Source organism: Nonomuraea sp. NPDC049421 (assembly GCF_040677005.1).
In the GTDB taxonomy this organism is placed as follows: Bacteria; Actinomycetota; Actinomycetes; order Streptosporangiales; family Streptosporangiaceae; genus Nonomuraea; species Nonomuraea salmonea.
In genome coordinates, this window is record NZ_JBFAQA010000006.1 from 182,213 (window position 1) to 207,982 (window position 25,770).

Sequence of the window (25,770 nt, forward strand, 5' to 3'; positions counted from 1 at the left end):
CGGTGAGTGCCCGATCTGGTGCGCCGCCAGGGACTCGAACCCCGGACCCGCTGATTAAGAGTCAGCTGCTCTGACCAACTGAGCTAGCGGCGCCCGGCACGAAGGAATATACCGGTGATCCGGATCCTGGTCGAATCGGAATCCGCGGGACAGGAACGCTAGAATAAAGTTCGGTACTTCGGCTCCGGCAGACAGGATCCTTGATGTTCGACTCCCCCGCCGACGTGACGGAGCGGCTCGCCGCCGTGGACTATCTCTCCGACGACGCCATCTCCACCTCGGTGTTCCTGGCCGCCGCGCTGGGCAAGCCGCTGCTGGTCGAAGGACCCGCAGGAGTGGGCAAGACGCAGCTGGCCAAGGCCGTCGCCCAGGCCACCGGCGCCGGCCTCATCAGGCTGCAGTGCTACGAGGGCCTCGACGAGGCCAGAGCCCTGTACGAGTGGAACTACAAGAAGCAGCTCCTGCGCATCCAGGCCACCAGCGACGACGACGACATCTTCACCGAGGAGTTCCTGCTGGAGCGCCCCCTGCTCAAGGCGGTCAGGGCGCAGGAGCCGACCGTGCTGCTCATCGACGAGACCGACAAGGCCGACGTCGAGGTCGAGGGGCTGCTGCTGGAGCTGCTGTCCGACTTCCAGGTGACGATCCCCGAGCTGGGCACCATCGCCGCCACCCGCCGCCCGTACGTCGTGCTCACCTCCAACGCCACCCGCGAGCTGTCGGAGGCGCTCAAGCGGCGCTGCCTCTACCTGCACATCGAGTACCCGACGCCCGAGCGCGAGCGCGACATCGTGCTGGCCCAGGTGCCGGGCCTGCGCGCCGACCTGGCCGAGCAGCTCGCGCGGACGGTCGCCACGCTGCGGGCGCTGGAGCTGAAGAAGGCGCCGTCGGTGGCCGAGACCGTCGACTGGGCCAACACGCTGCTGGCGCTCGGCCGCGACGAGCTGGACGAGGCCACCGTGGCGGGCACGCTCGGCGTGGTGCTCAAGCACGCCTCCGACCACGCGCGGGCGGCCAAGGAGCTGGGGCTGCCCGATGCCTGAGCCGACGTCGCTGGTCGATCGGCACGTCGGCTTCGTGCACGCGCTGCGCGAGGCCGGGCTGCCGGTGTCGGTCGCCGAGGGGCTCGACGCGGCCGACGCGCTGCGGGTGATCGAGCTGGCCGACCGGGAGTCGCTGCGCGCCGCGTACGCCGCCACGCTGGTCAAGAAGCCCGCCTACCGGCCGGGATTCGACGTGCTGTTCGACCTGTGGTTCCCGGCGTCCACGTCGGGGCTGCGGGCGCAGAGCCGTACCGACTTCGAGACGGCCGACGTCAAGGAGCTGCGCGCGCACCTGGCGGAGCTGCTGAGCGGCTCGACCGACCAGGAGATGCGCGCGTTCGCCGAGGCCATGGTGGCGCGGTTCGGCCGGCAGGAGGCCGCTCCCGGGCGGCAGAACTGGTTCTCCTACAGCGTGCTGCGCGCCCTGTCGCCCGAGACGCTGATGGCCGGCATCCTGCGCGCCGTGCTCCAGGGGCAGGAGCGCGGCGGGCTGGCGGAGAAGACCGTGCGGCAGCGGGTCACGTCCAACGTCAGGCGCTTCGAGGAGGCGGTGGCCACCGACGTGCGCCGCCGCATCGCCGAGGACTCGGGGATCGAGCGCATCGCCCGCTCGGCCGTGCGCCCGCCGCTCGACCAGATCGACTTCCTCCGCATCACCAGGGCCGACCTGGCCAGACTGCGCAGGGAGGTGCATCCGCTGGCCCGCCGGCTGGCCGCCCGGCTGACGATCAGGCAGCGCAGGGGCAAGCGCGGCAGGCTCGACTTCCGCAGGACCATGCGGGCCTCGCTGCAGAGCGGCGGCGTGCCGCTCACCACCCACTTCAGGCCGCCCCGCCCGCACAAGCCCGAGCTGGTCGTGCTCTGCGACACCAGCGACTCGGTCTCGTCGTTCGCGCACTTCACGCTGCTGCTCACGTACGCGCTGCGCGAGCAGTTCACGAAGGTGCGGGCGTTCGGGTTCGTGGACACCGTGGATGAGATCACCCGGTTCTTCCAGCCGGGCTCCGACGTGGTGGAGGCCATGGCCAGGCTGGCGGACGAGGCCGACATGGTGCGGTTCGGGCGGACCAACTACGGGCACGCGCTGGAGCGTTTCGCCGAACGCTACGGCGACGCCATCGGGCCGAAGACGTCGCTGCTGATCCTCGGCGACGCCCGCTCCAACTACCAGCCGCCCGCCCTCGACACGCTCAAGTCGCTGGTGTCGCGGTGCAGGCACGCGTACTGGCTGAATCCGGAGCCCACGCAGCAGTGGGACACGGGTGACTCGGTGGCGGGCGAGTACGGCACGGTCGTGCCCATGCACGAGTGCCGCAACGTCGCCCAGCTCACCGCGTTCATCGAGACTCTGGCGTAGACCAGGTCAGACGCGCTGCAGCTCGCGGGCCGCCGTGCGGGAGAGCAGCTCGATCTGCGACGGGCTGAGCACGTCGCGGTCGGCGGCCTTGATGAGCTTGGCCATCGCGCGCGGCTTGGCCAGCGTCAGGCCCTCGGCCACGACGACGCCGCTCTTGGGCAGCAGGCCGCAGTGGACCGCGAGCATCGGCGTGATGCGCACCTGGACGCCGGTCTCGCGGGTCAGCAGCTCGGCGAACGCCTCGGCCTGCTCGACCAGCGGCTTGGCGGTCTTGCTGCCGTACTTCTCGCCGAAGAACAGCCGGCCCGCGTAGCAGGCGATCTCGGTGTCGGGGCTCCACGACTCGTTGTCGATGATCCAGACACCGCCCGGACCGATCACGAGGTGGTCGATGGAGGCCTGGCCGCGGATCGCCCGGCCGTCGAGCACGTGGTAGCTCTGGCGGCTGAGCGAGCGGCGCAGCAGGCGCCCCGTGATGAGCTCGCCCCTCTTGGCGCCGCGCCACACCGCGGTCTTGTGGAAGGAGTACCAGTCGAGCAACCAGTCACCGGCGAACGTGAGCGCTCCGAGCAGCAGGCCGGTGATCGCGGATCCGCCCGCGAGCCCGAACCTGATCCCCAGGGCGATGCCGACGACGAAACCCACAGCGGCCTTGGCGTACCTGTACCTGCGCCGGTTCGGCGCGTCCTCGCGCCAGAATTTCTCGTACCACCACTGCGGGGATGAGCCTGTGTACTTCTCGTTGGGCTGCACGTAGATAGAGCCACCGGGCACGGCAAACTCCCCGAATGTAGATGTTGTGCAGGATCTGCCACGCCGAAGATCCCTCGCCGGTCAAGGGATACCCGTTCCCCAACCAAGGCGAGCCTAAGGTGACGGAATTAGTACCCGCAAGGCCATCAACCGACCAGTCGGTATGCTAGGCCGGTGACCAAGGGGGACCGAGTGAAAGACGAACCGGTCAGGCAGCGCCTGCTCGCCGAGGCGACCCGGCTGTTCGCCGAGCGCGGCTTCGAGAGCACCTCGGTGCAGGAGATCGTGGTCGCGGCGGGCGTGACCAAGGGCGCGATGTACCACTACTTCGACTCCAAGGACGATCTCCTCCACGAGATCTACGCCCGGGTGCTGCGCATGCAGATGGACCGGCTCGCCCAGATCGCCGACGGGCCGGGCACGATCAGGCAGCGCCTCCACCGGGCCGCGGCCGACGTCGTGGAGACGACGGCCGCCAACCTCGACGACTCGAAGATCTTCTTCAGGTCGATCCACCTGCTCGCCCCCGAGACGCAGAAGACCGTGCGCGCCGAGCGCCGCCGCTACCACGAGCGCTTCCGCGCGCTCGTGGCCGACGGGCAGCGCACCGGCGTCTTCAGCGACCGGGTGCCGGCCGAGCTGGTCGTCGACTACTTCTTCGGCTCGGTGCACCACCTGGGCACGTGGTTCAGCACGCGGGGGCCGCTCACCGGCGCCCAGGTGGGCAAGCACTTCGCCGACCTGCTGCTCGCCTCACTCGGGGCCGGGGACGTCGACGAGTGAGGCCAGCGCCTCCCGGTGGTCGCCCGGCGTGCCGAGCGCGACCTCGGTGGCCTTGGCGCGCTTGAGATAGAGATGCACGGGGTGCTCCCAGGTCATCCCGATCCCGCCATGCAGCTGCAGGGCCTCCTCGGCCGCGTGCACGGCGACGCCCGCGTTCCACGACTGGGCCACCGCCACGGAGATCGACGAGGCGTCCGCGACCGCGTTCCTGGCCGCCGCCCTGGCCCTGACGACGTCCAGCCAGAGGTCCGCGAGGCGGTGCTTGAGCGCCTGGAACGAGCCGACCGGGCGGGCGAACTGGTGGCGCTCCTTGACGTACGCGAGCGTCGTCTGCAGGCACCACTCGGCCACCCCGAGCTGTTCCGAGGCGAGCAGCCCGGCTCCGAACCGCAGCACCGCGGCCAGGTCGCAGGCCCCGACCCGGCGGGCCCTGGTCCTGGTGAACGTCACCGTGGCCACCGGCCTGGTCAGGTCGAGCGACGACGCGACGCGCACCACGCCCGCCTCGATCGCGTCGCCCTCGACCGCGTACAGGTCGCCGTCCACCGGCACCAGCAGCACGTCCGCCACCTCGGCTCCGGCCACGCCTGTCACCGAGCCGGACAGCCGCCCTTCGCCGTCCACCCGCACCGACGCGCCCCGGTCAGGCCGGTACGCCGACGCCGCGAACGACACCACCAGCGCCGCCGTCCTGCGCCCCTCGGCCAGCTCGCCGAGCAGCGCGTCGCGGGTCGGCAGCAGCGCCCGCGTGGCCAGCACCGAGCTGGTGAAGAACGGCACCGGCGCGACCGCCCTGCCCAGCTCCTCCAGCACCACGGCCGCCTCGCTGGCCGACGCGCCCGCCCCGCCCAGCTCCTCGGGCACCAGCAGGCCGGCCACCCCGATCTCGCCGGCCAGCGTCTTCCACAGCTCCAGGTCGTACAGCTGCGACTCGACGCGCTGCAGCACCGCGGACGGCGGGCAGCGGTCGGCCAGCAGCCCGCGTACGGCGGCGCGCAGCTCCTCTTCGACCTCGGAGTACAGCAGGCTCATCGCGGCAGGTCCTTCCACGGCACGTCCTTGTCGACACGGGGCTCCGACGGCAGGCCGAGCACCCGCTCGGAGATGATGTTGCGCAGGATCTCGGAGGTGCCGCCCTCGATCGAGTTGCCCTTGGCCCGCAGATAGCGGTAGCCGGGGCCGCGGCCGTAGAAGTCGACCTCCTCCGAGCGGCGGAACGTCCAGTCGTCGTAGCCCAGCTCGCGCCTGAACTCCATCTCCAGCCCGGTCAGCGCCTGGTTGAGCCGGGCGAAGGAGAGCTTCATGCCCGAGCCCTCGGGCCCCGGCTGGCCGGCGGCGAGCTGCTCGCGCAGGCGCGCGCCCGACAGGCGGGTCACCTCGGCCTCCACCCACAGCGACAGCAGCCGCTGGTGCAGGTCGTGGGTGCGCAGCTCGGGCTGCTCGCGCCAGGAGGCCAGCACGGACGCCATGACGCCGCCGCCGCGCCGGGTGGGCGCGCCGCCGATGGCCACGCGCTCGTTCATCAGCGTGGTCTGGGCGACCCGCCAGCCGTCGCCGACCGCGCCGAGCCGCAGGTCGTCGGAGAGCCGCACGCCGGTCAGGAACACCTCGTTGAACTCGGCCTCGCCGGTGATCTGGCGCAGCGGCCGCACCTCCACGCCCGGCGCGTGCATGTCGCACACGAAGTACGTCAGCCCGCGATGCTTGGGCACCTCCGGGTCGGTACGGGCGACGAGGATCGCCCACCGCGCGTGGTGGGCGCCCGACGTCCACACCTTCTGCCCGTCGACCACCCATTCGCCGCCGTCCCTGACCGCCCTGGTGGCCAGCGTGGCGAGGTCGGACCCGGCGCCCGGCTCGCTGAAGAGCTGGCACCAGATCTCCTCGCCGGTCCACAGCGGCCTGAGGAAGCGGCGCTTCTGCTCATCGGTGCCGAACGCCAGGATCGTCGGCGCCGCCATGCCCAGCCCGATGGCCTGCAGCCCGGCGTTGAGCTGCGGGGTGTCGGCGAGTTCCCTGTCCACGACCTGCTGCAGCTCACGTGGCGCGCCGAGCCCGCCGAGCCCTTCAGGGAACCACACCCAGGCCAGCCCGGCGTCGAACCGGGCGCGCAGGAACTCAAGGCGGTCCCCGCTCGGTTCGTGCTCGCCGAGGAACGCGGCCACGCGCTCCTTGATCTGCGCCTCGTTCACATGTACCTCTTCAGCTCGCGATAGGCCAGGGACCGCTTGTGCACCTCGTCGGGGCCGTCGGCCAGGCGCAGCGTACGGGCGTGCGCCCAGAGCCCGGCCAGGGGGAAGTCCTGGGAGACGCCGCCGGCGCCGTGGACCTGGACGGCCTTGTCGAGGATCCACTCCACCGTGATCGGGGTGGAGATCTTGATGGCCTGGATCTCGGTGTGGGCGCCCTGGTTGCCCACCGTGTCCATGAGCCAGGCCGTCTTGAGCACGAGCAGGCGGGCCTGCTCGATCTTCACGCGGGACTCGGCGATCCAGTCCTGGACGACGCCCTGCTGCGCGACGGGCTTGCCGAACGTGGTCCGCGACAGCGCCCGCCGGCACATCAGCTCGACCGCGCGCTCGGCCATGCCGATCAGCCGCATGCAGTGGTGGATGCGGCCGGGGCCGAGCCGCGCCTGCGCGATGGCGAAGCCGCCGCCCTCCTCGCCGATGAGGTTCGCGGCGGGCACGCGGACGTCCTCGAAGACGACCTCGGCGTGGCCGCCGTGGTCGGCGTCGGTGTAGCCGAAGACGTGCATGCCGCGCTTGACCTGGACGCCGGGCGTGTCACGCGGCACGAGGATCATGCTCTGCCTGCGGTGCTTGGGCGCCTCGGGGTTCGTCTGGCCCATGACGATGAAGATCTTGCAGTTGGGGTTCATCGCGCCGGAGATGAACCACTTACGGCCGTTGATGACGTACTCGTCACCGTCGCGCACGATGGAGGTCGCGATGTTCGTGGCGTCGGAGGAGGCCACGTCGGGCTCGGTCATGGCGAAGGCCGAGCGGATCTCGCCGTCGAGCAGGGGCTGCAGCCACTCCTTGCGCTGCCACTCGCTGCCGAACATGGACAGGACTTCCATGTTGCCCGTGTCGGGGGCCGCGCAGTTGGTGGCGACGGGGGCCAGGGCCGGGCTCCTGCCCATGATCTCCGCCAGCGGGGCGTACTGCAGGTTCGTCAGTCCGGCGCCGTGCTCGCCGGGCAGGAACAGGTTCCACAGGCCGCGCTTCCTGGCCTCGTCCTTCAGGTCCTCGATCAGCGGCGGCGGGCTCCAGCCGCTGGTCTGCGCCTGTTCCTCGAAGGCCGGCTCTGCGGGGTAGACGCATTCGTCCATGAAGCGGAGCAGTCGCTCGCGCAGGTCCTCGGTGACGGTGTCGAAGGCGAAGTCCATGACGCGACCCTACCGACCGGCCGGTATGCGTGTCGACAGGTGGTTTCCCGTAATTACCCCCAGGTGGCCATCTACCTGCACGTTCTCATGCCCCTACAGTGGCCGCCATGACCGCGAAGCTGCCCACCCCCACCGTGCTCGAGAACGACGTCGTCCGGCTTGAGCCGCTCACCATGGACCACGTGCCCGACCTGTTCGCCGCGGGGGGCGGCGACGAGGAGGTCTGGCGCTGGTTGCCGGCCGCCGCGCCGCAGACCGAGGAGGAGCTGGGCAAGGTCGCGCGCATGCTGATCGACGACGACAAGCACGTGCCGTTCGCCGTGGTGGTGAAGGCGAGCGGGCGGGCCGTGGGCTGGACGACGTACGCCGACGTGCCGGGCTTCGAGGCCAGCGTGGAGATCGGCTGGACGTGGTACGGCCGCGCGTCCTGGCGTACGGCGGTCAACACCGCGTGCAAGCTGCTGCTCGTGGACCACGCCTTCGAGCTGGGCCACAACAGGGTGCTGCTCAAGACCGACAACCGCAACGAACGCTCCCAGAACGCGATCAGGCGCATCGGCGGCGTGCACGAGGGCACCCTGCGCCGGCACCGCCGCAGGCCCGACGGCTCCTGGCGCGACACCGTCTTCTTCGGCATCCTCGACGACGAGTGGCCGCCGCACCGCGACCGCCTCCGCGCCCGTCTGGCGGCCTCCTAACCGAGCATGCCAGTGAGCAGCTCGCGGACGAGCTGTTCGAGCTCCTCCCGCGTGGGCACCGCGCCGGCGCCCGCGATCGCGTCGAACAGCAGGCCCTCGGCGAAGGCCACCATCGCGCGCCCGTGCCGCACCGGGTCGCGGGAGCCCAGGGCGGCCAGCATGGCCACGGCGGGATCGCGGAAGCGGCGGCCCGCCCGGTCGTAGATCGCGCGCAACTCGGGCCGCCTGGTGGCCTCCAGCGCCAGCTCGTAGCGGGCCAGCGTGCGGGCGCTGTCGGAGAGCTGGATGTGCAGCACCTCGGCCAGCCGGGCGGGCAGCCTTTCCGGGTCGTAGTCGCCCTCATAGGCACCCGACAGCGCCTTCTCCTCCCGCTCGGTGAGCCTGGCCAGGGTCAGCTCCAGCAGCGCCGCCCTGGTGCGGGCCAGGTTGGAGGTGGAGCCCGGCGGCAGGCCGGCGGCCTCGTCCACGGCCCGGTGGGTCAGGCCGCGCATGCCCCGCTCGGCGAGCAGCGCGATGGCCGTGTCGGCGACGACGTCTGAGCGCTTCACGGAAGCCGATACTACTGCGGTAGTGAGACCACACTACGGGCGTAGTACGGTTCAACTACGGACGTAGTGATCGGAGGAGGCGCGGATGGCCAGGGCTGTGGTGATCGGTGGCGGGATCGGCGGGCTGAGCGCGGGAGTCGCGCTGCTGCGCAAGGGGTGGGACGTGACCGTGCTGGAGCGGGCGCCCGCCGTCGAGCCCGTCGGCTCGGGCCTGGCGATCGCCGCCAACGCGCTGAAGGCGCTCGACGTCGTCGGTCTCGGCGACAGGATCCGCGCCCTGGCCCACGCGCAGGGGCCGATGGGCCTGCGCAGGGCCGACGGGCGCTGGCTGGCGCGGGCCACGGAGGAGGAGGCGGACGACGCGTACGGCGACTCGGTGGTGGTGATGCTGCGGGCCACGCTGCTCGACGTGCTCACCGGCGCCCTCGCCGAGACCGGAGGGCCCGGCCGCCTGCGCCTCGACACGACGGTCACGGAGGTGGACGCCGAGCGCGGCGTCGTACGGACGCAGGCGGGTGACCTGGAGGCCGACCTGGTGGTGGCCGCCGACGGCATCCACTCGGCCACCCGCCGCGACCTCTTCCCCGGCCACCCCGGCCCGGTCTACGCGGGCGTGACCGCCTGGCGCGGCCTCATCCCGCTCGCCGATTTGGAGGAGAGCCAGGACCCCCGCGCTCCCTCACGCTCGCCCGAGACGGGGAGCCGGGACGGTCGCGACGCCTTGCGGATGCCGAGGTCGGAGAGCTGGGGGCGGGGCACCGTGTTCGGCATCCACCAGCTGGCCGGAGACCTCGTCTACGTCTACGCCACCGACGTCGCGCCGCCCGGCGGCACGGCCGCGGACGAGCGGGAAGAGCTGCTGCGCAGGTTCGGCGACTGGCACGAGCCCATCCCGGCGCTGCTGCGGGCCGCCGACCCGGCGCGGATCATCCGCAACGACGTCCACTACCACGCCACGCCGCTGCCCGCCTTCCACCGGGGCAGGGTGGCGCTGGTCGGCGACGCGGCCCACGCGATGACGCCCAACCTCGGGCAGGGCGCCTGCCAGGCGATCGAGGACGCGGTCGTGCTGGCCCACCTGGCCGATCCCGGCGCCTCGGGCGGCGGCCTGGCCGCCTACAGCGCGGCGCGGACGCAGCGGACGGCGCGGGTCGTCCGGCGGTCGATGACGTTGTGCCGGCTGACCAAGTGGCGCAACCCGGCGGCCGTGTGGCTACGGGACGCCGGGGTGGCGGCGGCGAGCCGGCTCAGCCCAGATCTGATGTTGCGGTCGATGGACGAGGTGCTGCGCTGGCGTCCACCGGCGCAGGCGTGACCGCCTGCTCGGCGGGAGGCGGGGCGGCGGCCGGCTTGGCGGTGTGGTCGGGGGCCAGCCGGCCCAGCGTGATCGTGCCGCCGATGGTCAGCGCGGCGGCCAGCAGGGCCGGCACCGCCGTGCTGGGCGAGGTGGGCAGCGGCTCGCCCAGCAGGATCGCCCCGGCGAGCACGGACGTGATGGGGTCGATGACCTGGACGCCGGCGTAGGCGATGCCGAAGTAGCCGACCGCGTACGAGCGTTGCAGCAGCACCACGGCGCAGATCAGCAGCACCGGCACGGCCAGGCTGAACCAGTGGATCAGCCGGCCCCAGTCGCCCTGCATCCCGCCGCCGACCACCCGGACGAACGTGGACACGCTGGCCGTCATGACGCCCGCCCCCACCGACAGCAGCAGCGCCTTGTTCGCCCCGTGCACCCGCCGGGCGAACAGCTGGCTGACCAGCGTGACGGCGCCGATCACGGCGATGAAGGCGAGCGCGGTGCCGTCGCCCAGCCGGGGCGTCACGTCGTGCGCGGGCACCAGCAGCATGAGCCAGAGCAGGCCGACGGCGACGGCGATCGAGCCGAAGATCTCGGCGCGGTACGGCCGCCGCCCGTACATGAACGCGGCCAGCGGCACGGCGAAGACCAGCGTGGCCACGCTGATCGGCTGGACGGCGACCAGGGGCGCGAAGCTGAGCGCGACGGCGTGCAGGCAGGCGCCCGTGAAGGAGATGACGCCGCCCACCCACCAGCGGGGTCGCCGCACCAGGCTGAGCGAGGCGCCTTCGGCCACGACCTCGTACTGCTGCAGCGCGGCGCCCAGCGCGTAGCCCAGCGCCCCCGCCAGCGCGATCAGCATGCCGACCCAGGTCATCGCGGCCCGCGCAGAAGCAGGGATCCTCTCAGGAGCATTGCCCCAGCTTATGAGGCCGAGCGAGGGGGAGAATCATCCTTTGGTCGGAAAAGTCCATACAAACCCGTCTCGGCCTGCACGAACTTGTGGCTCATCCTTGGGTCCCGCCTGGACGCCGGCCGCCCCCTTTTGCCCCGTTACGCCGGCTGCGGGCAGACGCAGAACAGGTGGCCCTGCGGGTCCTGCAGCACCACCCACCGGGTGCCCTCCTCGGTGACGCCCGGCTGGAACTCAGGCCTGGTCGCCCCCAGCTTCAGGTAGTCCTCGACCGCCTGCGCCACGTCCGGCACCCGGAAGTCGAGGTGGAACTGCTTGTCGGGGCTGGGCCACGTGACCGGCTTGCGGTCGGCCACCCGGCCGAAGTAGATCGAGACCGTGCCGTCGGTGATGGCGGCGTACTCGTCCTCCGCGTAGGTGATCTCCATGCCGGTCACCTGGTGGTAGAACTCGGCCAGCGCCTTGGGGTCGGCGCAGTCGAGGCTGAAGGCCAGAAGGTTCGCTTTCGTCGTCATGGCGACCAGCGTTCCAGCCATACCTGCCATCTCCTGTCAGGTACGTACGCGCTACCCGCAACTTCCCTCTTGTCGGGCAACGCGCTAACTACCGGTCGGTACTCGTGTAAACCCGTAAGAATGCCTTTGCTGTCCTTTAACCATTCCGCAAGCTGATGCCGCCACCCTCTCCCCATCAGAAAGGAGACGCCGTGCGTACCAGGCCAGAACGGCTCTACGAGATCGACGGGCTCCGGCTGCTTGCGGCACTGTGCGTCGTGCTGTTCCACTACGTGTTCTCCGGCTGGGCCGGCGGCAAGACCACTGTGACGTTCGTCACCGAGAGCGCCTGGGCCAAGTACGGCTACCTCGGCGTCGACCTGTTCTTCTTGATCAGCGGGTTCGTCGTGCTGATGAGCGCGTGGGGAAGGACGCCACGGCAGTTCGTGGTCTCGCGGGTGGTGCGGCTCTATCCGGCCTATTGGGTGGGCATCGCGGTCACGGCGACCGTCACCGTGCTGCTCGGGTGGGGCCTGTTCCAGGTGTCGGTGCCGCAGGTGCTGGCCAACCTGACGATGTTCCAGTCGGTGCCGAACATCGAGAACGTGGACGTCGTCTATTGGACCCTCTGGGCCGAGATGCGCTTCTACATCCTCATGCTGATCGCCACCGTCATCGGGATCACCCGCGGGCGGATCATGGCGGGGCTGTGGGGGTGGCTCGCCTTGACGTTCCTCGTCGAGCTGGGCGTGCTGCCGGGCATCGCCGACCTGGTCGTCCAATCGGAGTTCTCGCACTACTTCATCGCCGGCATGGCGCTGTTCATGCTCTACCGGTTCGGGCTCGACTGGCAGATCGCGCTGCTGGTGCCCATCTGCCTGGGCAACGCCGTCTACCGGGCCATCGGGTACGCCGAGGCCGTCGGCGAGCGGTATCACGTCACGTACTCGCCGGTCGTCATCACCGCCGTCGTCGTGCTCATCTTCCTCGTGATGACGTTCATCGCGCTGCGGGTCACCAGGGCGCTCGCCCGGCCATGGCTGGTGACGGCGGGGGCGCTGACGTATCCGCTGTACCTGCTGCACGCACACGTCGGGTTCATCCTGTTCGCCAGGCTCGAAGGGGCGTTCAACAAGTACGTGCTGCTCGCCGGGATGATCGTGGTCATGCTGGTGGCCGCGTACGCGGTGCACCGGTTCGTGGAACGGCCGCTCGCGCCCGTGCTCAAGCGGCTGCTGTCCAAGCGGGAGCCTCCGGCGCACGCCGCGGTCCCGGCCGGCAGCCCCACAGGGTGAGTCGACTCTGCCGACAACCCGTTGTCAGGGCGGGCGCGGAGATCCCCGGGCCGGATACGATCCGCGTCACCGAAGCGGCGCCGCCGAACGGCGAGAGGGGGCCGGATGAGTCTCGGCGAACACGAGTGGGCCCCGCCCGGCGTCGACCCGGAGCGGCCCACGGTCGCCCGCGTCCACGACGCCCTGCTCGGCGGCACCGAGAACTTCGCCTCCGACCGCGCCGTCGCCCGCAAGCTCAAGGACGTCGTGCCCGAGGTGGTGAACCTGGTGTGGTGCGACCGTGCCTTCGTCGGCCGGGTCGTCGACTACCTCGTCCGTGAGGCCGGCATCCGGCAGATCATCGACCTCGGCGCCGGGCTGCCCACGGTCGAGAACACCCACGAGGTCGCCCAGTTCGCCGACCCCACCTGCCGGGTCGTCTACGTCGACAACGACCCCATGGTCGAGCCGCACGCCAAGGCCATCCTCGGCGGCAACCCGAACGCCGACGCCATCACCGCCGACCTGCGTGACGTGGACGCCGTGCTCGGGCACCCCGTGCTGCGCCGCCTCATCGACCTGTCCCAGCCCACCGCCGTCCTCGTCATCGGCGTGCTGCACCTGCTCGCCGACCACGAGGACCCGCACGGCGTCGTCCGCAGGTACGTCGCCGCGCTCCCGCCCGGCGGTCACCTGGCCGCCTCAGGGTTCCTCGCCTCCGGCAACCCCAAGGCCAAGGCGCTGGAGGTGATGCTCCAGGCCACCATGGGCACGGGTCACTTCCGCGACCGCGCCGCCATCACCCGCTTCTTCGACGGCCTGGTGCCGGTCGAGCCCGGGGTCGTGCACTTCCCCGAATGGCACCCCGACGAGCGACTCCCCGGCCCCCTCGCCCCCTGGGAGGAGCTCCTGCTGGGCGGCGTCGCCCGCAAGCCCCACCCCTGACCGGCTATCGTGAGGCGCATGCATCGGCGCTTCATCTGTTCTCCGCCCCCCGCCCGCTAGCGGGCGGCATCCTCTGAAGCTCGCCGGGTCACACTGATCCGGGGGTGGTCGCTGCCCGCACACCGGGCCCTGATCGACCTTCACCTCCGGAGAACCCTTCAGATGACGCATGTCTCCGCCCGGCTGGGCGCCCTTTACGTGTCCGTGGCCGCGACCGCCTGGGGCACCGGCGGCGCCGCCGGGTCGCTGCTCTTCCAGACCGGCGGGCTGGGCCCCGTCGGCGTGTCCCTGTGGCGGTACGTGATCGGCGCCGCCTTCCTCGTCCTGCTCAGCCGCCCGGCGGGCCGCCCGGCGCTCACGGGCCGCACGCTGGTGGTCGGCGCCGGGATGGCCGTCTACCAGACCGCCTACTTCGCCGCCATCGCCCACTCCGGCGTCGCGGTGGCGACCGTCGTGACGATGGGCGCCACCCCGCTCTTCACCGCGCTGGGCAGCCGCTTCCTGCTCAAGGAGCGCCTCGGCCGTACGGCGCTGCTCGCCCTGGCGGCGGCACTGGCCGGCCTCGTCCTGCTCACCGGCGAGTCGGCCCTGAGCACCCAGGAAGCGGGCGCACAGGGGGCGGGCACCCCGGTGCTCGGAGTGCTGCTCGCGCTGACCTCCGCCGCCGGGTACGCCGGGGTGACGCTGGTGTCCAGGCGGCACCGCGACGACGGCGGCCCCGAGGCGGCGGCGATCGGCGGGTTCGTCGTGGCCGCGCTGTGCCTGGCGCCGTTCGCGCTGGCCGAGGGCGTGCTGCCCGAGGTGAGCTGGACGTCGGCGACGCTGCTCGTGTATCTGGGCGCGGTGCCGACGGCGCTGGCGTACGGGCTGTTCTTCCGCGCGCTGACCGCCCTGCGCGCCACCACCGTGTCGATCATCTCGCTCGGCGAGGCGGTCGGCGCGGCACTGCTGGGGGTGGCGCTGTTCGGCGAGCGGCTCACCCCCTTGGCCTGGGCGGGGTGCGTGCTGCTGCTCGCCGCGGTGGCCGTGCTCGCCGCACGAGCCGATGCGCCGTGATGTGACGGCGCAGGCGGCCGGATGAGTTAAGGTCCGGTACGGCGGCGCTTGCCGGATCGTCGCTCCGTTCCCCCACAGCGGCAGGGGGAACGGTGTCGGCGTGGCGCGCGTTGGAGGAACTGTGGCCTCGTTCAAGGGAATACTGAGGAACCTCCTGGACCGACCGGGAGGCGTCCCCCTCGCGCCCTACCAGAAGATCGTCAAGGCGGCCGAGTCGCGGGCCGACCGGGTGCGCGGTCTCGACGAGCTGCCGGCGCCCGACAAGAGCGACCTCATGAGCGACCTCGCGGAGTTCTGCGCGGTGGCCCGCGAGGCCGCCGACCGCACGCTCGGCCTGCGCCCTTATGACGTGCAGCTGCTCGGCACGCTGGCGTTGCTCGACGGCAAGGTGGCCGAGATGGCCACCGGTGAGGGCAAGACGCTGTCGGGCGCGATGGCCGCGGCGGGTTACGCGTTGCAGGGCAAGCGCGTCCACGTGATCTCCGTCAACGACTACCTCGCCCGGCGCGACGCCGAGTGGATGCGGCCGTTCTACGAGGCGCTGGGCGTGAGCGTGGGCTGGATCGACCAGAACTCCTCGTTCGAGGAGCGGCGCGAGGCGTACGCGAAGGACGTCACGTACGGGCCGGTCAGCGAGATCGGCTTCGACGTGCTGCGCGACCGGCTGCGCACCGACGCGGGCGAGCTGATCGTGCCCGCGCCCGAGGTGGCGCTGATCGACGAGGCCGACTCCGTGCTGGTCGACGAGGCCAGGGTGCCGCTGGTGATGGCCGGGGCCTCCGAGGTGGGCAACGCGGTGCCGGAGATGGCGGCGCTGGTCAGGCAGCTCGTCCGCGGCTACCACTACGAGATCGACGAGCAGGCCCGCAACGTCTATCTGACGCCCAAGGGCGCCGACAGCGTCGAGAACATCCTCGGCGTCGACCTCTACGACGAGCACGAGCCCGGCACGCTCATCGAGCTCAACCTGGCGCTGCACGCCCACGCGCTGCTGACCCGCGACGTCGACTACATCGTGCGCGACGGCAAGGTGCAGCTCATCAACCCCTCGCGCGGCCGGGTGGCGCTGCTGCAGCGCTGGCCCGACGGGCTGCAGGCGGCGGTCGAGGCCAAGGAGGCGCTGCCGCCGAGCGAGAAGGGCGAGATCCTCGACTCGATCACCGTCCAGGGGCTGATCCGGCGCTACCCACACATCTGCGGCATGACGGGCACGGCGGTGGCGGTCAGCGAGCAGCTCGGCGAGTTCTACGGGCTGAAGGTCGCGGTCATCCCGTCCAACCGGCCGTGCGTACGCGTCGACGAGCCCGACCGCATCTACCCGACGGTGCCCGACAAGGACGCGGCGCTGGTCGAGGAGATCCAGGCGGTCCACGAGACCGGCCGGCCGATCCTCATCGGCACGCTCGACGTCGCCGAGTCGGAGAACCTCGCCAAGCTGCTGCAGCGGCGCGGCCTGGAGCCGGTCGTGCTCAACGCCAAGAACGACGCGGAGGAGGCGGCGATCATCGCGCGGGCGGGCGAGCGCGGCGCGATCACCGTCTCCACCCAGATGGCCGGGCGCGGCACCGACATCAGGCTCGGCGACGGCGTCGCGGAGCTGGGCGGCCTCTACGTCATCGGCTCCGGCCGCCACGCCAGCAGCCGGCTGGACGACCAGTTGCGCGGGCGGGCCGGGCGGCAGGGCGACCCCGGCGGCTCGGTGTTCTTCGTCAGCATGAAGGACGACCTGATCACCCAGTTCGTGCCCGACGAGCGGCCGCCGGCCGCCGACCCCGACGGCATCGTCAGGCACCGTCGCGGGGCGTACCTCGTGGGTCACGCGCAGCGCGTCGCCGAGGGCGTCAACCTGGAGATCCACCGCAACACGTGGCGCTTCACACGGCTGCTGGAGCACCAGCGCGAGCTGATCCTGGAGTGGCGCGACAAGGTGCTCCACGGCGACGCCGCCGCCAAGGCGCTGGCCGAGGCCGACTCCGAGCGGTGGGCCGAGCTGCCCGAGGACACCCGCGACGAGACGGCGCGGCAGATCGTGCTGCACGCCATCGACCAGTGCTGGACCGAGCACCTGGCGTTCCTGACCGACCTGCGTGAGGGCATCCACCTGCGGGCGCTGGGCCGGATGAGCCCGATCGACGAGTTCCACCGCGAGGCGGTGGCCGAGTACAAAGCGCTGATGGCCGAGGTGGAGAAGCGCTCGCTGGCCTCGTTCGAGGCGCCCGAGCCCGATCTGAAGCGGCCGACGGCGACGTGGACCTACCTCGTGCAGGACAACCCGTTCGGCACCGAGTGGGACCGCATCCTCAAGCGGGTGACGGCCGCGACCCGCAGGGGCTGATCGCTAGGGCCAGGTGGGGTCGCCCGACGGCACCACGGGCCCGTCGAGCACGCCCAGGCGTTCCAGCAGGGTGATGAACGTGGTCGCGTACGGCGAGGTCGCCGTGACGGCGGCCACCCGCGGCCAGTCCACCTGCTCGCGCAGCGCGCGCACCTGCGCCAGCAGCGCGCCGTAGTCGCAGGCGTGCTCCGACAGCGGCAGCAGCCACGAGATCACCAGGTCGGTGGCCTGCAGCACGGGGACGATCACCGCCGACGCCTTCAGCGGCTCGGCCCGGTCGAGCAGCTCGTCGGTGATCGCCATGTCGGAGACCCGGAAGATCAGGTCCACCAGCCGCCCCTCGTCGTACGCCTTGACGAGCCAGTCCTCCGGCGGCTTGGCGGTCTGGAAGCCGATGCCGCGCAGCGCCTCCAGCGCGGCGGGCACGTCGTGCTCGGTGAGCACGAAGTCCACGTCGTGGAGCGAGGGGGCGGCGCCGCGCGCGTAGGCGGCACAGCCGCCGGCCAGCGCGAACTTCACTCCGGCGTCCTTCAGCCCCGTGCTGGCTCGCTTGAGCGTGTCGAGGATCGCGTCGGTGACCGCGTGGCCGTGGCTGCTCATGCCGATCGGCTACCCAAACGATCGTCAACTAGGCGTTGGAAATGAGGCCGTCAGGGTAGCCCGATTCGCTATGACCGACATCCTGGAAAAGACCGAACGGACCTACGCGAACGGGCACGATCGGCCGCTTGCGCGCTACGCCGGGCTGCTCGGCGCGTACGGCGGGACGGTCGGCGTGGCCGCGGCCGCGGTGGCGCTCGCGGGGCGGCGGGTGCCCGAGCAGGTCGGGGTGCTCGACATCCTGCTCATGGCGGCCTGCACGCACAAGGTGTCCAGGCGGCTGGCGAAGGACCCCGTCACGAGCCCGCTGCGGGCCCCGTTCACCCAGTACGAGGGCCAGGGCGGCCCCTCGGAGGTGCAGGAGAAGCCGCGCGGTGCGATCGGCGAGCTGCTGGCCTGCCCGTTCTGCCTCGCGCAGTGGGTGGCCACCGGCTACGCGGCCGGCCTCGTGCTGGCGCCCCGGGCGACCCGGCTGGTGGGCGCGACCATGACCGCCGTCGCCATCTCGGACTGGCTGCAGTTCGCGTACGCGAAACTGATGAAGACCGCCGAGTGACCCATATTTTCCCCTGCGTCCGCCCGGAGTGAGAAAAATGTTAATGAGGGCTCGGCCAGGGCAGTAGCAGACCCATGGCTACATTGCTCTGGATCATCGCCGTCATTCTCGTCATCGCCGGGATCTACGTGCTCCTGGCTCGGCGCGACATCCTCTGGGGGATCGTGCTCATCGTCCTCGGATTCCTGGTCGGGCCCGGCGGGGTCAGCATCTTCAATGTCTAGGGGAACCGTTTCTCCGGTTCCCTGTCCGCCGCCCATGAAAAGAAAAACGCTCCCCGCCGACGGGGAGCGTTTTTTCTCGCGCTATGCGTGCGCGTCGCGCTATGCGTGCACGTCCTCGCAACTGATGCAGTAGACACAGTAGGCCCGGCCGAGCACCGGCAGCGCCACGTTGCGCACCCGGATGCCGCCCGGCGTCATGCCCTTCTCGCTGCCCTTGTGCGCGTGGCCGTGCAGGACGAGGTCGGCGCCGGCCGTGTCGACCGCCTCGGCCAGCAGGTAGCTGCCGAGGAACGGGTAGATCTCCGGCGGCTCGCCCTCCAGCGTCTCCTTGATCGGCGAGTAGTGGGAGAGCACGACGCGGTAGTCGGCGGTCATCTCCTTGAGCGCCATCTTCCACGACTCGGCGATGTGGCGGGTGTGGGAGACGAAGTTCTTGATCTCGCGCTCGCCGAACTCGCTGGCGCACTTGCCCGCGAACCCGCCGCCGAACCCCTTGCCGCCGACGACGCCCAGCTTCGTCTCGCCGCACTGCAGCACCACGCCGTCGTCGTCGAGCACGATGACGCCCGCGTCGCGCAGCTCGTCGGCGATCTCGCGCTCCAGGTCGGAGTGGTAGTCGTGGTTGCCGAGCACCGCGACCGTCGGGATGGGCAGGTCGCGCAGCTCGTCGGCCACGATCCGCCCTTCCTCCAGGGTGCCGTGCCTGGTCAGGTCGCCCGCGAGCATGAACACGTCGGCGCGGTCCTCGATGTCGTGCAGCCGCTTCCTGTACTGGCCTCTGACGTCCTCGCCCAGGTGGATGTCACCCACCGCGGCTATGCGCAGGTCAGTCAAGACGCTCATCCTCCCCTGGCTCGCCGGCCTCGACGACGTTGATCTCGTTGTGCAGGTGCAGGTCGGGCGCGACCTCGTGGGCCACCTGCCCGAGCCGGTCGCGCTGCTCGCACCCGCTCACCTGACCGCGCAGGAAGAGCTGGTCGCCTCGGATGTCGACGCGGATTCCCAGCTCGGTCGTACGACCGTCCTCGGCCAGCGCCTGCTGGACACGGGCCGCGACGTACTGCGGAGCTTCCATCGCTCGTCCTCCTTCTCTGTCGCCGCATGCCCGAGCGTCAATCGCTCAAACAGTACGAATTAGGTCGATAACTGCCCGTTCCACCGGGCCTGCCGTGGCGAGCTGGCCGAAGTCGGCGTCCGCGCCCAGCTCGGTCAGGGCCGCGCCGATCGTCCTGTCCTGCTCGTACGCCTCGATCACCCGCGGGTCCACGTACGACGCCCTGGCCACGGTGGGCGTGTTGCCCAGGTACTCGGACACCTCGCGCATCACCCGCGTGACGGCCCGCTTCTTGCGCGTGACCCCCTCGCGCCCGGCCGGCCGCGACACCGCCAGCCCCACCGCCGCCAGCACGGTGGCGTGCCAGGTGCGGAAGTCCTTGGCGGTGACCTCGTACCCGATGGTCTCGCGCAGGTACTCGTTGATGTCCTCGCTCTTGATGTCGCCCCAGCCGTCCGCGCGCCGGTAGCGCAGCAGCTCGCCCTCCACCCGCAGCGCCTTCAGCGAGCGCAGCACCTTGCACGCGCCGGGGTCGGCCACCTCGACCTCGCGCAGGATGTCGCCCTTGGCCTGGTAGGCGCAGACGACGATGCCGCGCGAGATGGTGACGTGCTCCATCCTCAGCGTGGCCAGGCCGTAGGTGTCGTAGCTCTCGCCGCCGATGCGGAAGAAGCCGATGTCGAGCAGCCGGGCGGCGGCGGCCAGCACCCGTTGCCGGGTCAGCCCGCGCCCCTGGAGCTGCTCGTCCACGATCTTCCTGAACGCCGGCAGCCGCTCGGCCACCTCCAGCACCCGGTCGAACTTCGCCCGGTCCTGCTGCTCGCGCCACACGTCGTGGTAGCGGTACTGCCGCCGCCCCGCCGCGTCAGTGCCCACGGCCTGCAGGTGCCCGTCGGGCGAGGCGCAGATCCACACGTCCTGCCAGGCCGGCGGGATGGCCAGCGTCTTGATGCGGGCGAGCACCTCGGGGTCGCGCACCGGCCGCCCGTCGCAGTCGAGATAGCGGAACCCGCGGCCGCACCTGCGCCGGGTGAAGCCCGGCTCGTTCTGGTCGCTCGGGCGCAGCTCGACGTCAGGCCCGCCGGAGAACGCCGCCGCCAGGGTTTCGGCGTCGGGTGGCTGCGTGCGGGGAGCTGTCTCGGGCACGCGATGCGGCTACCCCCGACGTTAGGCGACAAACAGCACGGGCAGGTGAGCCGCATGTCTGACAACGGAGAGTGGCACGAGGAACGGGACAGCAGAGGTCATGCCATGGTGCCCGCCACCCCCCGCGACGTGGTGCACATCAGAGTGGTGTCCTTCATGCTGGTGTTCCTCTTCGCGTTCACGGTGCTCGGGATCATGACGCGGGCGTGGGTGCTGGCCGCCATCGCGGTGGTGCTGGCGGTGGTCGCGGTGATCGACCTTCTGCTGGCCGTACGCCGGCAGAAGCAACGTGCAGGACACGACGGAGAGGCGGGCTGATCCTGACATGGCACCACTTCGAGGGCGGGTTGTCGTGGTGACGGGCGCGAGCGGCGGTGTGGGGCGGGCGGTCGTCCGCGAGCTGGGCGCTCAGGGAGCCAAGGTGGCCCTGATCGCCCGCGGCACCACCGGGCTGGGCGCGGCGGCCGTGGACGTCGGCACCGAGGGCGGCACGGCCCAGGTCTACGAGGCCGACGTGGCGGACTACGAGCAGGTACGGCAGGCGGCCGAGCGGATCGAGAAGGAGCTCGGCCCGATCAACGTCTGGATCAACACCGCTTTCTCCTCCGTTTTCGCGAAATTCGCCGACATCTCCCCGGAGGAGTTCGAACGCACCACCGCCGTGACGTACCTCGGCTACGTCTGGGGCACCAAGGTGGCGCTCGACCTGATGCGCCCCCGCAACGCCGGCGCGATCGTCCAGGCCGGCTCGGCCCTGGCGCACCGCGGCATCCCCCTGCAGTCGGCCTACTGCGGCGCGAAGCACGCCATCAAGGGCTTCACCGAGTCGGTGCGCACCGAGCTGATGGCCGACGGCAGCGACGTCAAGATCACTCTGGTGCAGCTGCCCGCGCTCAATACGCCGCAGTTCCAGTGGGTGCTGTCCAAGCTGCGCAAGCACCCCCAGCCCGTACCCCCGATCTACCAGCCCGAGGTGGCCGCGCGGGCCATCGTGTACGCGGCCGAGCACCCCGAACGCAAGGAGTACTGGGTCGGCACCAGCACGGTCGCCACCCTCCTCGCGCAGAAGGTCGCCCCCGCCCTGGTGGACCGCTACCTCGCACGGACCGGCGTCGAGTCGCAGCAGACCGAGGAGGAGGCGCCCAGCGGCGTGTCCAACCTGTGGGAGCCCGCCGACGAGGACACCGACTACGGCGCGCACGGCACGTTCGACCGCCGCTCGCACAAGCGCAGCCCCCAGCTCTGGCTCGCCCAGCGCCGCGGGCCCGTGCTCCTCGCGCTGGCCGGCGGTGGCGCCGCCGCGGCCGCGTACGCGGCGCTGCGCCGGGCGGGACGGCTCTAGAGCGCTCGGGGCGGGAGCCGACTTAAGCGCTCCCGCCCGGGTAGGCGGGGCGAAAACACCGTCTACGAGGAGGCTCCATCGTGCCTGAGCGCGATCTTCAGTATCTGGCCGGGCTCGCGGCGCAACTGCGCGTCGACTCCGTACGCGCCGCCGCCGCGGCCGGCTCCGGCCACCCCACCTCGTCGATGTCGGCCGCCGACCTGATGGCCGTGCTGTTCGCCTGTCACCTGCGCTACGACTTCGACCGGCCGGACAACCCGGCCAACGACCACCTGATCTTCTCCAAGGGACACGCCTCTCCCCTGCTCTACTCCCTCTACAAGGCCGCCGGCGCGATCACCGACGAGGAGCTGCTGACGTTCCGCAAGCGGGACAGCCGCCTGGAGGGGCACCCGACCCCGCGCCTGCCCTGGGTGGACGTCGCCACCGGCTCGCTCGGCCAGGGCCTGCCCGTCGGCGTCGGCGTGGCGATGGCCGCGCGGCTGGAACGCCTGCCGTACCGGGTGTGGGTCCTGTGCGGCGACAGCGAGCTGGCCGAGGGCTCCATCTGGGAGGCCGCCGAGCACGCGGGCAGCGAGGGCCTCGCCAACCTCACCGTCATCGTGGACGTCAACCGCCTCGGCCAGCGCGGGCCCACCCGGCACGGCTGGGACACCGGCGCGTACGCCCGCAGGTTCGGCGCGTTCGGCTGGCACACGATCGAGATCGACGGCCACGACCCCGGGCAGATCGACTTCGCGTTCACCGACGCCTCCAACACCCGGCGCCGGCCGACCGTGATCCTCGCCAAGACCCGCAAGGGCGAGGGCGTGCTGGAGGTCGAGAACCGCGAGGGCGCCCACGGCAAGGCTCTGAAGGACCCGGACAAGGCCGTGGCGGAGCTGGGCGGCGTGCGGGACGTGCGCGTCGAGGTGCACGCGCCGGACGCGGCGGCGGCGCCGTTCCGCTTCGACGCGGGCGAGCCGGAGCCGCCCGCGTGGCCGGTGGGCGAGCAGGTCGCGACGCGGGCCGCGTACGGGGAGGCGCTGGCGGCGCTCGGCGCGGCCAGGGGCGACGTGGTGGCGCTGGACGGCGAGGTCGCCGACTCCACCAAGACCGAGACGTTCGCCGAGGCGTTCCCCGAGCGCTTCTTCGAGATGTACATCGCCGAACAGCAGCTCGTCGCCGCCGCCGTCGGGCTGCAGGTGCGCGGGTGGAAGCCGTACGCGGCCACCTTCGCGGCGTTCCTGACCAGGGCGCACGACTTCATCAGGATGGCCGGGGTGAGCGGGTCGTCCATCCGGCTCGTCGGCTCGCACGCCGGCGTGGCGATCGGCGAGGACGGCCCGTCCCAGATGGGCCTGGAGGACCTCGCCATGCTGCGCACCGTGCACGGCAGCACCGTGCTCTACCCCTGCGACGCCAACCAGACGGCGGCCCTGCTGGCCGAGATGGCCGACCTGGACGGCGTGTCCTACCTGCGCACGACGCGCGGCGCCACGCCGGTGATCTACCCGCCGGGCGAGCGCTTCCCCGTGGGCGGCTCGCGCGTGCTGCGGCACTCACCCGGCGACCGGGCCACGATCGTGGCGGCCGGGGTGACCGTGCACGAGGCGCTCGCGGCGGCCGACGACCTGCGCGAGGCCGGCGTCCCGGTCGGCGTCATCGACCTGTACTCCATCAAGCCCGTGGACACCGCCGCCCTCATCGAGGCGGCCACCACCACGGGGAACCTCATCACGGTCGAGGACCACCGGATCGAGGGCGGTCTCGGCGACGCCGTCACGGACGCGGTGAGCGAGCTGGGACCGCGCGTCATCAAGCTGGCCGTCACCGGCCTGCCCGGCTCGGCGACCCCGCAGGAGCAGCTCGCCGACGCCGGCATCGACCGCCAAGCCATCGCCGACGCCGTCAAGCGCCTGCTGTGAGCCGGCCGTGCGGGTGCGGGAGGCTTCCCTGCGGTGGGTCTGGGGCGGGTGTCACCACCCGCCCCGCTCGCTGCCCCGGCACGCGGCTGGACGGGATGGGTGGGGGCATGCGAAAGGGCCGGCGGTTCGCGGCGGTGGGTGACCGCCGCTCCTCGTCGGCCCTCTCGTCGGGCCTCTCGTCTGACGGGCCCGGCCCGGGGGCGGGATGCTCGTACGGGGGACGCTCAGCGGGACTTCGCCGTGGCCTTCCTGTTGGCCTTCTTGATGGCCGTGACGAGCTCCTGCTTGGTCATCTTCGACCGGCCGCGCACGCCCAGCTTGGCGGCCAGGCTCTGCAGGTGCTCCTTGCTGGCGTTGGCGTCCACGCCCTCGGCCGTACGCCCGGAGCGGTCGGTCGCGCCCTTGTCGGAAGGGCCCTTCTTGTCCTTCGGCTCCCAGTGGTCGCCGACCTTCTCGAAGGAGTGCTTGAGTGCGGCGAACGCCGTCATGTGGGCGCGGCGCCCCTCGCCGTACTCCTTGACGGCCGAGTCGTGCGCCTTGATCCACGTGTTCTGCGCCTTCTTGGGAGAACGCTTGACGGTCGACGGCAGCTCTTCGACACCTGGCATGTCGCTTCACCTCCTACAGCGGTGAGGTCAGAGGGGCGGTTCGTCGTAGTGGCGGCGGTCCTCGTACACGGTGGTACGACGGGCCTGGGGCTCCTCGTAGATCTCGTGGCGGTGCACCGGCTCGTCGATCGGCCCGACCGCCCGCCGCGCGACCCTGATCCGGTAGAGACCGAACCCGAGCCCGACCAGGCCACCGAGCATGAGCACGACGCCCACTACGTTGATGTCGAGGCCGGCGAGGTCGAACTCGACGGCCCAGGTGAGGATCGCACCGAGCATGATGAGGATGATGCTTCCGGCGATGGTCATCAGATTTACCTCCTTGACACGAAGGAACCTCTATCCACATGTCGAAAAACAAACACGTCGTGATGATCGGGCTCATGGGCTCGGGCAAGTCGACCTCGGGGCGGCTGATCGCTGAGGCGCTCGGGCTCCCGCTGTCCGACAGCGACCAGTACCTCCTTGACGAGCACGGCGCCACCTCCGCGCCGATCGCGGCCCGCGAGGGCAAGGAGGCCTTGCACAGATACGAGGCCCAGCACGTGCTGGACGAGCTGGCCGGGCCGCCCAAGGTGATCGCGGCGGCGGCCAGCACGCTGGAGGTCCCCGAGGTGCGGGCGGCGCTGCGCCGGGCGTTCGTGGTCTGGGTGGACGCCGACGACGCGGTGCTGCGCGAACGCATGCACACCAGCGACCACCGCCCCGACTACGACCCCGCCGCCATGCGGGCCCGCCGCGAGCGGTACTTCCGTGAGGTGGCCGACCTGGTCTGCGACGTCGGCGTGATGGCCCCCGAGCAGGTGCGCGACGCCGTACTGAGCAAAATGGGCTTGCCCGGCGATGATCGCGGCTGATAGCCAACGAGGATGTTCGCTGAGAAACCCACGCTGAGTGGCGAGCGCGTGACGCTGTGCCCCGTCGGGCCCGAGCACGCCGAGGGCCTGTTCGAGCTGGTGTCCGACCCGGAGGTGCGCCGGCTCACCGGCTCGCACGCCCGCGCCGACCTGGAGAGCCTGCGCACCTGGTACGCCACCCGCGCCGGCCACTCCGACCGGCTCGACCTCGCGATCACGGCGGACGGCGCGTTCGTCGGCGAGGTGGTGATCAACCAGCTCGACACCGACAACCTGTCCTGCAACCTGCGCATCGCGCTGGTCGGCGCGCGCGCCTTCGGCAGGGGCTACGGCAGCGAGGCCATCGAGCTGGTGCTCGGCCACGTCTTCCGCACCACGCCGCTGCACCGGGTGCGGCTGGAGGTCTACGCCTTCAACGAGCGGGCCAGGCACGTCTACGAGAAGGCCGGGTTCGTCGCCGAGGGCGTCGAGCGGGACGCGCTGCTGTGGGAGGGCGAATGGCACGACGTCGTGGTGATGGCCGTCCTGCGGCCCGAGTGGCAGGCGCGAACGGGAACCCTGGCATAATGATCATGACGCATGGGTCCCC

Annotated in this window: 29 protein-coding genes and 1 tRNA gene; 16 read left to right on the plus strand and 14 right to left on the minus strand. The window is 71.3% G+C overall.

All coding sequences use genetic code 11. From position 1 onward, the window contains the following. Nucleotides 1-16: 16 nt before the first annotated feature. Nucleotides 17-93, minus strand: a tRNA-Lys gene (locus AB0K18_RS12985). Between the two features lie 110 nt (nucleotides 94-203). Here AB0K18_RS12985 and AB0K18_RS12990 point away from each other — a divergent pair. Further along, the gene (locus tag AB0K18_RS12990; protein WP_364914052.1) at nucleotides 204-1,043 is read left to right on the plus strand and encodes a MoxR family ATPase; all 840 of its coding nucleotides are present in this window, start codon (nucleotides 204-206) and stop codon (nucleotides 1,041-1,043) included. Further along, nucleotides 1,036-2,400 carry a VWA domain-containing protein gene (locus tag AB0K18_RS12995; protein ID WP_364914055.1) on the plus strand — a complete coding sequence of 455 codons (1,365 nt, stop codon included), beginning with the start codon at nucleotides 1,036-1,038 and terminating at the stop codon, nucleotides 2,398-2,400. The genes AB0K18_RS12990 and AB0K18_RS12995 overlap by 8 nt, the downstream gene beginning before the upstream one ends. A 6-nt stretch (nucleotides 2,401-2,406) precedes the next feature. On the opposite strand, the gene AB0K18_RS13000 is transcribed toward AB0K18_RS12995, so the two are convergent. Then, nucleotides 2,407-3,174, minus strand: a complete 768-nt coding sequence (locus AB0K18_RS13000; RefSeq protein WP_364914058.1) for a nuclease-related domain-containing protein — start codon at nucleotides 3,172-3,174, stop codon at nucleotides 2,407-2,409. Nucleotides 3,175-3,345: 171 nt separating this feature from the next. Here AB0K18_RS13000 and AB0K18_RS13005 point away from each other — a divergent pair, with 171 nt between their 5' ends. Next, nucleotides 3,346-3,936 (plus strand): TetR/AcrR family transcriptional regulator, encoded by a 591-nt coding sequence (locus AB0K18_RS13005; RefSeq protein WP_364914061.1) that lies wholly within the window; start codon nucleotides 3,346-3,348, stop codon nucleotides 3,934-3,936. Here AB0K18_RS13005 and AB0K18_RS13010 read toward each other — a convergent pair. From AB0K18_RS13010 to AB0K18_RS13020, 3 genes are read right to left on the minus strand one after another with little or no spacing between them, the layout of a single operon-like run. Further along, complete coding sequence (locus AB0K18_RS13010) at nucleotides 3,907-4,968, minus strand: acyl-CoA dehydrogenase family protein (protein WP_364914364.1); 1,062 nt, start codon at nucleotides 4,966-4,968, stop codon at nucleotides 3,907-3,909. The two genes, AB0K18_RS13005 and AB0K18_RS13010, sit on opposite strands and share 30 nt — an antisense overlap. Then, nucleotides 4,965-6,128: an acyl-CoA dehydrogenase family protein gene (locus AB0K18_RS13015; RefSeq protein ID WP_364914063.1), complete on the minus strand. Its 1,164-nt coding sequence runs from the start codon at nucleotides 6,126-6,128 to the stop codon at nucleotides 4,965-4,967. The genes AB0K18_RS13010 and AB0K18_RS13015 overlap by 4 nt, the downstream gene beginning before the upstream one ends. Continuing rightward, entirely contained in the window at nucleotides 6,125-7,327 is a 1,203-nt protein-coding gene (locus AB0K18_RS13020) for an acyl-CoA dehydrogenase family protein (RefSeq protein ID WP_364914065.1), read from the minus strand. The genes AB0K18_RS13015 and AB0K18_RS13020 overlap by 4 nt, the downstream gene beginning before the upstream one ends. Before the next feature lie 107 nt (nucleotides 7,328-7,434). Between AB0K18_RS13020 and AB0K18_RS13025 the strand changes: the two genes are divergently transcribed. Then, nucleotides 7,435-8,025, plus strand: coding sequence for a GNAT family protein (locus tag AB0K18_RS13025; protein ID WP_364914067.1), 591 nt, complete (start codon nucleotides 7,435-7,437; stop codon nucleotides 8,023-8,025). Here the strand turns inward: AB0K18_RS13025 and AB0K18_RS13030 are convergent. Further along, complete coding sequence (locus AB0K18_RS13030; protein ID WP_364914069.1) at nucleotides 8,022-8,573, minus strand: TetR/AcrR family transcriptional regulator; 552 nt, start codon at nucleotides 8,571-8,573, stop codon at nucleotides 8,022-8,024. The two genes, AB0K18_RS13025 and AB0K18_RS13030, sit on opposite strands and share 4 nt — an antisense overlap. Before the next feature lie 85 nt (nucleotides 8,574-8,658). On the opposite strand from AB0K18_RS13030, the gene AB0K18_RS13035 reads away from it, so the two are divergent. Further along, complete coding sequence (locus tag AB0K18_RS13035) at nucleotides 8,659-9,888, plus strand: FAD-dependent monooxygenase (RefSeq protein WP_364914071.1); 1,230 nt, start codon at nucleotides 8,659-8,661, stop codon at nucleotides 9,886-9,888. Here the strand turns inward: AB0K18_RS13035 and AB0K18_RS13040 are convergent. Beyond that, nucleotides 9,821-10,747: a DMT family transporter gene (locus AB0K18_RS13040; RefSeq protein ID WP_364914073.1), complete on the minus strand. Its 927-nt coding sequence runs from the start codon at nucleotides 10,745-10,747 to the stop codon at nucleotides 9,821-9,823. The genes AB0K18_RS13035 and AB0K18_RS13040 overlap by 68 nt on opposite strands. A 176-nt stretch (nucleotides 10,748-10,923) precedes the next feature. Next, entirely contained in the window at nucleotides 10,924-11,298 is a 375-nt protein-coding gene (locus AB0K18_RS13045) for a VOC family protein (protein WP_364369962.1), read from the minus strand. 191 nt (nucleotides 11,299-11,489) lie between these two features. Between AB0K18_RS13045 and AB0K18_RS13050 the strand changes: the two genes are divergently transcribed. From AB0K18_RS13050 to secA2, 4 genes are all read left to right on the plus strand, one after another. Continuing rightward, nucleotides 11,490-12,572, plus strand: a complete 1,083-nt coding sequence (locus tag AB0K18_RS13050; RefSeq protein ID WP_364369959.1) for an acyltransferase — start codon at nucleotides 11,490-11,492, stop codon at nucleotides 12,570-12,572. Between the two features lie 105 nt (nucleotides 12,573-12,677). Further along, on the plus strand, nucleotides 12,678-13,496 hold the full coding sequence (locus AB0K18_RS13055; protein WP_364914076.1) for an SAM-dependent methyltransferase: 819 nt from the start codon (nucleotides 12,678-12,680) through the stop codon (nucleotides 13,494-13,496). Between the two features lie 162 nt (nucleotides 13,497-13,658). Further along, nucleotides 13,659-14,552: a DMT family transporter gene (locus AB0K18_RS13060; protein WP_364914078.1), complete on the plus strand. Its 894-nt coding sequence runs from the start codon at nucleotides 13,659-13,661 to the stop codon at nucleotides 14,550-14,552. Between the two features lie 121 nt (nucleotides 14,553-14,673). Next, nucleotides 14,674-16,887 (plus strand): accessory Sec system translocase SecA2, encoded by a 2,214-nt coding sequence (gene secA2, locus AB0K18_RS13065; RefSeq protein WP_364914080.1) that lies wholly within the window; start codon nucleotides 14,674-14,676, stop codon nucleotides 16,885-16,887. A gap of 3 nt (nucleotides 16,888-16,890) precedes the next feature. Here the strand turns inward: secA2 and AB0K18_RS13070 are convergent, their stop codons facing one another. Continuing rightward, nucleotides 16,891-17,487 (minus strand): nucleotidyltransferase, encoded by a 597-nt coding sequence (locus tag AB0K18_RS13070; RefSeq protein ID WP_345388955.1) that lies wholly within the window; start codon nucleotides 17,485-17,487, stop codon nucleotides 16,891-16,893. A gap of 70 nt (nucleotides 17,488-17,557) precedes the next feature. Here AB0K18_RS13070 and AB0K18_RS13075 point away from each other — a divergent pair, with 70 nt between their 5' ends. Then, nucleotides 17,558-18,043 carry a DUF1360 domain-containing protein gene (locus AB0K18_RS13075; RefSeq protein ID WP_364914082.1) on the plus strand — a complete coding sequence of 162 codons (486 nt, stop codon included), beginning with the start codon at nucleotides 17,558-17,560 and terminating at the stop codon, nucleotides 18,041-18,043. A 74-nt stretch (nucleotides 18,044-18,117) separates the two neighbouring features. After that, complete coding sequence (locus AB0K18_RS13080; RefSeq protein ID WP_345388959.1) at nucleotides 18,118-18,267, plus strand: GPGG-motif small membrane protein; 150 nt, start codon at nucleotides 18,118-18,120, stop codon at nucleotides 18,265-18,267. A 99-nt stretch (nucleotides 18,268-18,366) separates the two neighbouring features. Here the strand turns inward: AB0K18_RS13080 and AB0K18_RS13085 are convergent, their stop codons facing one another. Genes AB0K18_RS13085 through AB0K18_RS13095 form a run of 3 tightly spaced genes read right to left on the minus strand, consistent with a single transcriptional unit; the run spans nucleotide 18,367 to nucleotide 20,467 of the window. Continuing rightward, nucleotides 18,367-19,110 carry a metallophosphoesterase gene (locus AB0K18_RS13085; RefSeq protein WP_364914084.1) on the minus strand — a complete coding sequence of 248 codons (744 nt, stop codon included), beginning with the start codon at nucleotides 19,108-19,110 and terminating at the stop codon, nucleotides 18,367-18,369. After that, nucleotides 19,094-19,342 carry a BON domain-containing protein gene (locus AB0K18_RS13090; protein WP_355418822.1) on the minus strand — a complete coding sequence of 83 codons (249 nt, stop codon included), beginning with the start codon at nucleotides 19,340-19,342 and terminating at the stop codon, nucleotides 19,094-19,096. The genes AB0K18_RS13085 and AB0K18_RS13090 overlap by 17 nt, the downstream gene beginning before the upstream one ends. A gap of 45 nt (nucleotides 19,343-19,387) precedes the next feature. Then, complete coding sequence (locus AB0K18_RS13095) at nucleotides 19,388-20,467, minus strand: DNA topoisomerase IB (RefSeq protein ID WP_364914086.1); 1,080 nt, start codon at nucleotides 20,465-20,467, stop codon at nucleotides 19,388-19,390. A 54-nt stretch (nucleotides 20,468-20,521) separates the two neighbouring features. Between AB0K18_RS13095 and AB0K18_RS13100 the strand changes: the two genes are divergently transcribed. The 3 genes from AB0K18_RS13100 (at nucleotide 20,522) to AB0K18_RS13110 (ending at nucleotide 23,716) form a co-directional block, all read left to right on the plus strand. Then, nucleotides 20,522-20,785 carry a hypothetical protein gene (locus AB0K18_RS13100; RefSeq protein ID WP_355418826.1) on the plus strand — a complete coding sequence of 88 codons (264 nt, stop codon included), beginning with the start codon at nucleotides 20,522-20,524 and terminating at the stop codon, nucleotides 20,783-20,785. A 7-nt stretch (nucleotides 20,786-20,792) separates the two neighbouring features. After that, nucleotides 20,793-21,809 (plus strand): SDR family oxidoreductase, encoded by a 1,017-nt coding sequence (locus AB0K18_RS13105; protein WP_364914088.1) that lies wholly within the window; start codon nucleotides 20,793-20,795, stop codon nucleotides 21,807-21,809. Nucleotides 21,810-21,889: 80 nt separating this feature from the next. Further along, nucleotides 21,890-23,716 carry a transketolase gene (locus AB0K18_RS13110; protein WP_364914089.1) on the plus strand — a complete coding sequence of 609 codons (1,827 nt, stop codon included), beginning with the start codon at nucleotides 21,890-21,892 and terminating at the stop codon, nucleotides 23,714-23,716. A 224-nt stretch (nucleotides 23,717-23,940) separates the two neighbouring features. On the opposite strand, the gene AB0K18_RS13115 is transcribed toward AB0K18_RS13110, so the two are convergent. Continuing rightward, entirely contained in the window at nucleotides 23,941-24,324 is a 384-nt protein-coding gene (locus tag AB0K18_RS13115) for a ChaB family protein (RefSeq protein WP_364561863.1), read from the minus strand. A gap of 27 nt (nucleotides 24,325-24,351) precedes the next feature. Then, nucleotides 24,352-24,633, minus strand: coding sequence for a hypothetical protein (locus tag AB0K18_RS13120; protein WP_345388977.1), 282 nt, complete (start codon nucleotides 24,631-24,633; stop codon nucleotides 24,352-24,354). A 38-nt stretch (nucleotides 24,634-24,671) separates the two neighbouring features. Between AB0K18_RS13120 and AB0K18_RS13125 the strand changes: the two genes are divergently transcribed. Both AB0K18_RS13125 and AB0K18_RS13130 read left to right on the plus strand, forming a co-directional pair. Continuing rightward, nucleotides 24,672-25,181 (plus strand): shikimate kinase, encoded by a 510-nt coding sequence (locus tag AB0K18_RS13125; RefSeq protein WP_364914091.1) that lies wholly within the window; start codon nucleotides 24,672-24,674, stop codon nucleotides 25,179-25,181. 12 nt (nucleotides 25,182-25,193) lie between these two features. Continuing rightward, nucleotides 25,194-25,748 carry a GNAT family protein gene (locus AB0K18_RS13130; RefSeq protein ID WP_364914093.1) on the plus strand — a complete coding sequence of 185 codons (555 nt, stop codon included), beginning with the start codon at nucleotides 25,194-25,196 and terminating at the stop codon, nucleotides 25,746-25,748. The last annotated feature ends 22 nt before the right edge of the window (nucleotides 25,749-25,770 follow it).